Origin of the sequence: Pseudomonas edaphica (genome assembly GCF_005863185.1) — a bacterium.
Taxonomy (GTDB): domain Bacteria; phylum Pseudomonadota; class Gammaproteobacteria; order Pseudomonadales; family Pseudomonadaceae; genus Aquipseudomonas; species Aquipseudomonas edaphica.
This window is the reverse complement of sequence record NZ_VBVZ01000197.1, coordinates 1-9,878: the sequence shown is the minus strand read 5'-3', so window position 1 is coordinate 9,878 and position 9,878 is coordinate 1. Positions and strand designations below refer to the sequence as shown.

The 9,878-nt window shown below is 62.9% G+C and carries 2 protein-coding genes; both read right to left on the bottom strand.

Features of this window, described 5'->3' with window-relative positions:
* Positions 1-8,285: two-partner secretion domain-containing protein (locus FEM54_RS14955; protein ID WP_138451650.1), on the bottom strand; the 8,285-nt coding region annotated here is incomplete at its 3' end.
* A gap of 30 nt (positions 8,286-8,315) precedes the next feature.
* Positions 8,316-9,878 (bottom strand): ShlB/FhaC/HecB family hemolysin secretion/activation protein (locus FEM54_RS14950; protein WP_138451648.1); only part of this gene is annotated, 1,563 nt, incomplete at its 5' end.

The window sequence follows — 9,878 nt, the reverse complement described above, 5'->3', positions numbered from 1 at the left end:
CCACCGGTCTTGATCTCACTCCCCACATTCGTCACCTGGGTGACTTCATCGCGCTGGGTTTTCTTGCTGCCCCAACCGCCCTTTTTGCTCATGTCGTACAACGAATAGTTGCTGTCTTGCGCGGCCAGAAGGCTCAGTTCGTTGTCGGCGTGTACGTAGGCTTCGTTGCCGGCGCTGATTTTGCTGGCGACCAGGGTCAGGTCGGTGCCGGCGATGGCGATGAGGTCGCCGCCGGCTTTGAGTTCGGCGCTTTGTTGGGTGACGGTGTCGAGTTGGGTGGTGGTTTTGGTGCCGCCTTTTTTGCCTTTGGAGTAGTCGTGTTGTTCGTTGGCGGCGGCGGCCAGGGTCAGGTTTTCGCCGGCTTTGACGCTGAGGTCTTTGGCGGCGCTGACGGTGCTGGCGACCACGGCGATGTCGCGGCGGGCGTCGATGGCGAGGTTGCCGCCCACGTCCACGTTCGAGCCGTATTGCAGGGTGGTTTGCTCGGTGCCTTTGACGCGGCGGCGTTGGTAGGCGTAGTCGTCCTGTTCGGTCTGGCTGGCGATCACCACGTCGCGCCCGGCGGTCACGCTGGCGTTGCCACCGGCCTTGAGGTCGCTGCCGACGTTGAGTACATCGCGCCCGGCGTTGAGCTTGAGGGTGTCGGTAGCTTCGAAGCGCGAGGCATCGCTGGCCACGTCGTTGCGCAGTTGGTAGCCCTCGCCTTCTTGCTTGAAGGTGGTGACGGTGCGCTCGTTGAGAATGTCGCCGGTCACGGCGGTGGCGCTGATGTCGCGGGCGTTGATGATGCCGCCACGGGTGTTGCGGATCGAGTCGGTGGCGAGCATTTCCAGGCGGTTGCCGGCTTGCATCAGGCCGCTGTTGTCGATGTTGCCGGCCACCATGCTCAGGTTGTTGGTGGCGCGCAGGGTGCCGCTGTTGTGCAGGTCGCCGCCGGTGATCAGGCTCACGTCCTGGCCCTGGATCAGTGCGCCGTTGGGCGCCAGGCGGTTGTTGGCCTGGGCCAGGTAGAGCACTGGGGTGAGGACTTTCTGGCCGTTGACCTCGGCTTCTTCCATCCACACGATGTCGTGGGTCAGCGCCGCGACTTGCTCGGCGGTCAGCGACACGCCGAGTTGCAGCTTGAGCGAGTCCTTGTAGCTGATGGCGTTGTCCATCAGGTAACGGAACAGCGCGTCGTCACTGGCGATGCCATCGATGTAGCGCTGGCCGGTGCGGGCCACCACGGCTTCGCGGATCAGGCGTTGCTCATAGAGACCATCGCCCAGGCGTTTCCAGGCGGTATCAGGGTTGTAGCCCAATTTGCCCAGCAGGTAATCGGAGCTCATGAACTGCTTGAGGTCGGTGAGCGCCGGGTTGGTTTCGATCAGGTATTTGTGGCTGTTGTCGACCGCGGCGATTTGCGGCAGCCCTTGCACGCGGGTTACCGACGGCGCGCGGCTGTCCAGGTTCAGCGGGCCTTGGCCAGTGACCGCGCCGCTGAGTGGCTGGCCATCGACGCTGAAACCACGCTCTTGCACGGCGCTGTAGTCCAGCGGTTTTTCGCGGTCTCTGTCGGCAATCTGGCGGCCGCCGACACTGAAGTCGCCAGTGCCTGTGGAGGCGCTGGCGGCGCTGTCCGCCTTGGCTTGTTGGCCGCTCAAACGGAACAAACCGTTCTGGCCGGTGGGCAGGCTGAAGCCAGGCAAGGTGGCCGGGTTGACCTGGCGCTGGGCCAGGTCTGGCGGCAGTTGCGCGGTAATCACCGGTTTCACCGTGGAGGCGAACACGTCGGAGTTGGTGTCGTGGTTTTGCGCCGGGGCCTTGATGTCGGTGGCGTTAGGGCGAATCACGCTGTTGTCGATTTTTTGCGTGGCGTTGACCGTCACTGAGCCAGCCGCCTGAATCACCGCCTGGGCAATAACGCTGCCAGCGGTCGGCACCACGTAGGTGCTGGTTTCGTAAAAGTTACCAATGCCGGCCATGATCTTGGCCAGGGTCATCTCACCTGGGCGGTAGTCGCCGGAGTTGGGGTTGTTATAGACGTTGAACTGGTTCTGGCGCTCCATGAAGGTGTTGTAGAAGCTGCGGTCACGGGTATAAAAGCCCGAATTCAGGTGCACTTCTTCACCGCCGGCCGCGCCACGGTTGGTCAGCACGTCAGTGTTGATCAGGATGTTCCTGGCGGCCGACACCGAGCTGTAGAGGTTATCGAAGGTCTGGCTGCCGACGGTCAGGTCGCCACCGGCGTTGATGAACGCCGAGGCCGAACTGCCGACCAGCACGTCTTCGTATTTCTCTACGGAGGTGAAGTACAGCTCGCAGCCTTTGCCTTTGCAGAAGTCGTTGGAATAGATATCGAGGTTGCCCGAGACCAGTTTCTTTTGCGTGCTGAACTGGTCGCGACGGTTGCTCAGGGTGTCGGCCAGCAGGCGCATGTTGCCGGCGCTTTCCAGGCTGCCGGAGACGTTTTCGATCAGGCTGCTGCGCGCGCCCGCATCGTCGCGGGCAATGTCCAGGCCGCCGAGGCTGTAGACGTCGCCGTAGTTGTTGCGCACATCGTTGGCGCGCAAGGTCATGTCGTTGCCGCTGAACAGCAGGCCCCTGTCGTTGAGCAGGTGGGTGGCGTTGAGGCGGACTTTTTCCGCGCCGCCCAAAGTGCCGTAGTTGTTCAGGGTGGTGGCGTTTACCGTGAGGTCACCGAGGGCGGTCAGGCGCCCGTGGTTGGTCAGGGTGCTGCTGTTGACCTGGGTGACCGCGCCGCCGGCAATGCGGGCGTTTTCGCCCAAGTCCATGCTGGCGCTGGTGAGGGTCATGGCGCCGAGGCTGCTGACCCGGCCGTTGCCGCTGTAGCCGCCGCTGAGCGTGAGGTTGAGGCTGCCGTCACTCGCCAGCAGGCCGTCGTTGGTCCAGGTGTCGCCCGTGCCGGTCAGGCTTTGCGCGCCCAACAATTGGCCGCTGGCGGTCTGGGTGAATTGGCCGATGTCGAGGTTCAAGCGCCCGGCCTGGATCACGCTGCTGTTGGTCCAGCTCGCTGCTTTGATATCAAGCTGGCCGTTGGTGACAAAGCTGCCGCCGGCACGGGTGACTTGATCAGACGTCAGGTCGAATTTGCCGCTGCCGGTGTGCACGATACGGCCACCGTTGTTGTCGAGGTTGCCGGCTTGCAGGTTGAGATTTTCGTTGGCACTTTCCAGCGCGCCGGAGCGGTTGTCGAACAGGCCCGACACGTTGATATCGGTGTTGCCCGCGCGGCCCATGGCGCGCAGGTTACCACCGGCGTTGTTGAGGGTTTGCGCGGCAAGGCGCAAGGTGTCGTCGCTTTCGATCAGGCCGAAGCGGTTGCTCAAGGTGCCGGTGAGGCCGAAGTCGATGCTGCGGGCGCCGACCTTGCCGCCGTTGTTGGCCGCCGTGCCCTGGTTATCGAAGTCTGCGGCCGTGACCTTGAGCAAGGTGTTGGCATACACGCCGCCGCCCTGGTTGTTCAGGCTGCTGGTGACAATGCGGTTTTCACCGCCCAGGGCCGACAGGTGCCCCAGTTGGTTGAGCAAACCGCCCTTGGCGTCGATATCCAGCGATTGCGCCTGGGTGATGCCGCCGCCGTTGTCGAACAAGCCGCTGACCAGTTTGATCCAGCCTTTGCCGCTGTTGAGGATGCCGCCGTTGGTGTTGGCCACGTTGGCCGCGTTCAGGTCCAGGTTGCCGCTGAGGCTGTCGACTCGGCCGCCCTGGTTGTTGAGGGCGCCGCTCAGACGCAGCAAGTTGTCGGTCTGGCTTTGTAAGGTGCCCTGCTGGTTATCGAGGGTGCGTGCGGCAAGCTCAAGCTTGCCCTTCTGGCTGTAGATCAGGCCGTCTTGCTGGTTGTTGACGTCACCGGCCAGCAGTTTGATCAGCAGGTCCTGCTGGCTGGCGAGGGTGCCTTTGCCACTGTTGTTCAAATCGCCGCTGGCGAGCGTCAGGTCGAGCCGGTTTTGGCTGACCAGTTGGCCGCCACGGTTGTCGAGGCTGGCGGCGTTCAGCAGCAACGCGCCGCCACTGGCCAGGCGCGCATTGTTGGCGTTGATCAGTGCACCGCTGAGGGTGCCTTGCAGGGCGCCCTGGCTTATCAGTTGGCCGGCGCTGTTGTCCAGGCTCTGGCCGATCAGGTTGATGTTGGCCGCGCTGATCTGGCCGCCACGGTTGAGGATCTGGCTTTGGGCGTGGTTGAAGCCCAGCGATTGGCTGGAAGAAATCAAGCCGTTATTGCTGTTATCCAGGCGCCCGGCAATGCTCAGGCCCACATCGCCCTGACTGGAGATGATGCCTTGGGCGTTGTTGAGGCTCGCCGCGCTGAGGGTTTGCAGACCCTGGCTCACCAGAGCGCCCGCCGCGTGGTTATCGAGGGCGCCGCTGAGGTTGACTTGCAGGCTGCCGTTTTTGCTCGACAGCGTGCCTTCGGCGCTGTTGTCGAGGCTGCCGCCGGCCACGGTCAAACCGTTCCAGCCGGAGATCAGGCCTTTGTTGGCGTTGATTAGGGTGTTCGCCTCAACGCGCAGTTGATCGGTACTGAGGATGACCCCGCGATCACTGTTGTCGATACGCTGGGCCGCTACGCTGAACCCTATATTGCTGGAGATTTCGCCTTGTTCGCGGTTGGTGAGGTTGGCCAGGCGCGCAAAGCTCAGCGGCCCTTTGGCGCTGATCAGGCCGGCGCTGTTGTCGAGGTCGCCGCCTTGCAGGTCGAGCGCCACAGCGCGTTCGCCAATCAGGCGGCCCTGGCGTTGGATCAGCTGTTGCACCACCAGTTGCAGGTTGCCCTTGGCCGAGATTTCACCGCCAAGGCTTGAATCCACACGCTGCCCCGCCAGGCTGAGATCGCCCTGGCTGTTGATCAGGCCCGCCGTGTTGTCGAGGTTGGCGACGCTCAGGCTCAAGGCCTGCTGGCTGCCGATCACGCCGTTGCGGTTGCTGACATCGGCCGCCGTCAGTGTGAGGCTGCCATCGCTGACCAGTTGCCCGCCCTGGCTGTTATCCAGCGCGCCGGTGCTGAGGGTTTGGCGAGTGCCGGCCGAGAGCCGGCCTTTGTCGCTGTTGTTCAATGCGCCCGCCGTTGCATCCAACGTGGTCGCCGCGCTGATCAGGCCCTGATTACGGTTGTCCAGGGCGCCATTGACCTTAAGGTCCAAAGCGCCACGGCTGGCAATCGCGCCACCGGCCTGGTTGTCAAGGCTGCCCGCCGCCACCTGCACGAGGTTCTTGGCCGACACCACGCCTTCGACGCTGTTATCCAGCGCCTGGGCAATGCGCACCTGCAAGCTGTCGCCACTGATGACTTTGCCGCCACGGTTGTTCAGCGTGTCGGCCACCACCGCAAAGGATTGCGTGCTGGAAAGCTCGCCGCCCTGGCTGTTGTCGACGCTGCCGAGGTTGCGCAGCAGTAATTGGCCGGGCGTGGCAATCAGGCCGTGGTCACGGTTGATCAGTTGCCCGTGGTTCAGGTCCAGGTCGATGGCGGTATTGCTGACCAGTTCGCCGTGGTCATGCTGGTCCAGCCCGGTAAGGTTTGCCTGCAGCGTGGACTTGGCAAAGATCGAGCCTTGCTGGCTGTTGTCCAGTTGCCCGGTTTTAAGCAGGATCCCGGCGTCACTGCTGATACTGCCGCGTTGGCTGTTGTTAAGGCCCGCGCTGCGCAGGTCAAGCTGTTGTTTGGCGCTGATCACACCGGCCTGGCTGTTGTTCAGCGTGCCGGCATTGAGGGTTAACGCGCCGTCACTGAGTAACACGCCCTGCCCTTGGTTAAGCAGATCGCCGCTCAGGTTGATGTTCACGCCCGTTTGGCTGATCACGCGGCCGCCGAGGCTGTTGTCCAGTTGCCCGCCGTTCAATTCCAGGCTTTGGCGCGCCGCCAACAGGCCGTTGTTCTGGTTGAGCAGGCGTTGCACGGTCAGCACCAGGCCGCCGTCACCAATGACCTTGCCACCACTGTTGGTGAGTTGATCGGCACCCAGCCGCACGCGGGCCTGGCTGGAGATTTCACCCTGCTGGTTGAGAATGCTCGGGCTGTACAGGTCGACGCCACGGGTGGCGGCGATGAGGCCACCGTTGCGGTTATCCAGGGCGGTGCCGGTAAAGCTCAGCACGCCTTCGCTGACCAATTCGCCGGCTTGTTGGTTGAGCACGCCGACGGTTGCCAGCAGGTCGCCCTTGGCGCTGATCCGCCCGGCGCCGTTTTCGATTTGACTGGCGCTGAGGCTCAGGCCGCCGTCGCTGCTCAGTCGGCCGCCGTTGCTGTTGTTGAGGCTGGCGAGTTCGACGCGGGTATTGGCCTTGCTGCTGATCAAGCCTTGCTGGCTGTTGTCGACGCTGCCGCCGGTGAGGGTCATCGCCCCGTCGGCAATCACCAGGCCGCCCTGGTTGGCCAGGGTATCGCCGTGCAGTACCAGAGTGTTTTTACTCGATACCAGCCCGGCCTGGGCGTTGTTGAGTTGGCCGACACTGACCTGTTGGGCGCCCTGGCTGACCAGGTTGCCTTGATTGTGGTTATCGAACAGCCCGGTGATGGTCGCGGTCAGGTTGCCCTGGCTCGCGACGGTGCCTTGGCCACTGTTGTCCAGGCTGGCGGCTTGCAGGGTCAGCAGGCTGGTGGCCGAGAAGATCCCCAGGCGGTTGTCGATTGCGCCGCTGGCGAGCACATTAAGGTGGGCGCCCAGCAGTTTGCCGGCGCGGTTATCCAGGGTGGTGGCGGTAACGCTGGTTTGGTTGGCGGAGATTTCGCCTGCCTGGTTGCTCAGTAGGCCGGCAGTTACGTGGGCCTGTTGCTGGCTGGCCAGCAAGCCGTTTTCATTGCCCACTTGCCCGGCAATCATCGTCAGGGAATTGAGGCCAATCACGCGGCCGTTCTGGTTTTGCAGGGTGGCCGCCGTGACGTCGGTGCTGTTGTCGCTGTGCAACACACCACCGGTGCGGTTATCCAGGCCCGTGGCATTGACCTTCAGCGATGCCGTGCCCAGCACGCGACCGCCACGGTTATCCACTTGGCCAGCGTTGACCACTGCGCTCGCGCCGCTCAAGGTCGCGTTCTGGTTGTCGAGGTTGTGTGCAGCCGTCACTGTCAGGGTACGGCTGGCAACCACGCTTTGGGTATTTTTAAGGCTGCCCGCAGACACGCTGACATCGCCGTTGGCATTGCGCGTTTCATCGGCGTTGACGCCCGCCTCGATAATCCCGTTGTTGGTGACCTGACCATTGCTGGCCAGGGTGATGCTGTCGCGGGCGGCGAGGCTCTTCTGGTTGACCAGCGCCTGGGCGCTGGTGACCTGCACATTGTTACCGGCGTAGACCTTGTCGGTCAGGTTGACGCTTTGCGCGGTGACGTTGATGTTGCCGGTGGCCGCTGTCTGCGCCAGGCTCAAGTGGCCGTTGGCATCCAGTTGAATATCGCCGCCACTGGCTGCCAGTGTGCCGTCGAGCTTCACGCCTACACCGGCTTCGGTGCCCACCAGTTTGATCGCACCGGCGTACATGCCGCCCAAGGCCGACGAGTCGATCGCAAGCGTGGGCTTGGCGCTGCCGTCATCGGCACGCGCCGTCGCATTCAAGGTCTGGGCGTTAACGTCGTTGCGCCCGGCAACCACGGTCAAGTTACGCGCGTTGATCTGGGCATTGATCCTGGCTGAGCGGGTGATGATTTCGAAGCGGTCCACGTTGCTGGCGTTCAAGCCCTGGCCGTCGATGGTCACGGCGCCGCCATCGACCTGGTAACGGTCCAGGCGGCCATTGTCGAGCACCGGTTTGCCGGTGGTCAGGGTCACATTCGGCGTATTGATGAAACCGCAGCCGCTGCAGGTGATGCCGTAAGGGTTGGCCACGATGACCTTGGCCGACTGCCCCGCCACTTCGGTATAGCCACGCAACTGGCTGGGGCTGCCGCCGTTGACTTCGTTGAGGATGATATTGGCCGCGCGGCCCTGCAGGTTGGGGTTGCCGAGGATGATCCCGCCCAACTGGGTCGACTGCGTGATGGCGGTGGCGTTGTTGAGGATCACGCCATTGGCGCCGACGTTGTAGTCCTTGAACTGGTTGTGGGACAAGCCACTGCCATTGGGCGCGGCGATGTTCACCACCGGCACGCCATTGCCGGCCTGGCCGACGCTGGTGCCCGGTGCGCTGACCACAATGCCTTCGGCCTGGGCCAGCAATGGCTGCCAGAACAGCGCATTGGCCAGGATCAGGGCCAAGCCACGTTTGGGCAGGCCCAGGAACGCGTCACGGCTTTTCAGGGCAGCCGAAGGCTGGCGAACAAGGAAGGCAAACTGGCGAACATCCATTTCAAATTCTCGATGCAACGGGGCGTTGAATTACAGGAAAAAATCCATGCGGAAGTAGATCGGCGCTTCGCGTTCAAGCAGCGTGGCCGGTCGTTCCAGCGAGTGGGCAAAGGTCACACTGGTGCTGACGTATTGGCCACGGGCAAACAGCTCCAGCGAGTTGCTCGAGACCCGGCCGTGTAACTCGCCGTTGTAGCGCGCATTGCGAATCACGCCTTGGTCATAACCAACACTGGCGCCGTACTCACCGAACACCGGGCGCAGCCACTCCAGCGTCACCGGGCGACTCCAGCGCAGGTCGTTGCGCCAATAACTGCCACTGTCGCCACTCAGTTGCTGGTCCTTGTAGCCACGAATCGACGAGGAGCCGCCGAGGCTCATGCGCTGCGGGCTGAACAACACATCTTCACTGCGCTGCCCGGTGGCCAGGCTGGTGAAACTGAAGGACTCGCCCCACAGCTTGAACGGTTGCAGGTAGCTGACGGTGGCGGTGTATTTGCGGTAGCGCGCATCCGGCACGCCTGGGCCGGGGTTGTGATTGCCCTGGGCGTCGAACGCGCCGGTGCCGTTTTGCATGCCGACATCGAGGTTGACGAAGGCGCTGCCAATGCGGCGCCCGTGGTTGATGCCCACCTGCAACTCACTGAGGCGGTTGCTGCTCTCTTTGAGGTGGCTGTCGTTGATGTAGTTATTGGTGCGCAGATGGGCCAGGCCCACGTTGACCGAGGTTTTGCTCAGGGCGTCGCGATGGATCACCCGTTCGGCGCGCAATTGGTGGTTCTGGCTGTCGCCGGTTTGCTTGAAGTCAAAGCCGTCGCCCTGGGCCACCGAGCGGTAATCGCTCTGGTTGTAGCTGTAGCTGAAGTTCCACCAACCCCACGGCACGTTGTAGTAGAGCATGGCGTTTTTTGAGGTTTTCTGGTGGTCGCTGATCGCGTCGTGGCCGCCGCGCAGCACCAGTTGATCAGCCAGGCCGAGTGGGCTGTCCCATTCAAAGCCGGTGCCCCACTGCTGCTCGCCGGTGCTGCGCTGCCCATCGTTATTGCGCGACAGGCTGGCACGCCAGGGTTTTTGCGGGTTGTTTTTGACCAGCACCGTGCTGCCGCCCACTGCGCTACCGGGCGCCAGTTCCATTTGCGCCTGGTTGGACGGCAACCGATTGAGCTGATCGATGGCCTGCTCGACTTCTCGCAGGTTGAGCAAGTCGCCGGTGTGGCCGGGAAACGCCATGGCCAACTCGCGCTCGGACAGGGTGCTGTTGTCGGCGCCTTTAATCCCCTCCAGCTTGCCTTCCACCACTAATACTTGCAGACGACCGCTGGACAGGTCTTGTTGCGGCAAGTAGGCGCGGCTGGTGACCAGGCCTTTGTCGATGTAAGAGTCGGTCACGCGCTTGAGCAATTCATTCAGCTGGGAAACCCCCAGGCACTGATTGAGATAAGGCTTGACCAGGCGCTCGCGCTCATCGACAGACAGGTTGTCGGCGCCCTTGAGTTCAATGTGCTGGATGGGGAAGCAACGGGTATCGACGGGGGTGGCGGGCGCGGCCGGTTTCAGCTCTTTGCCGGGCAGGGCCTTGAGTTCTTCAAGGCG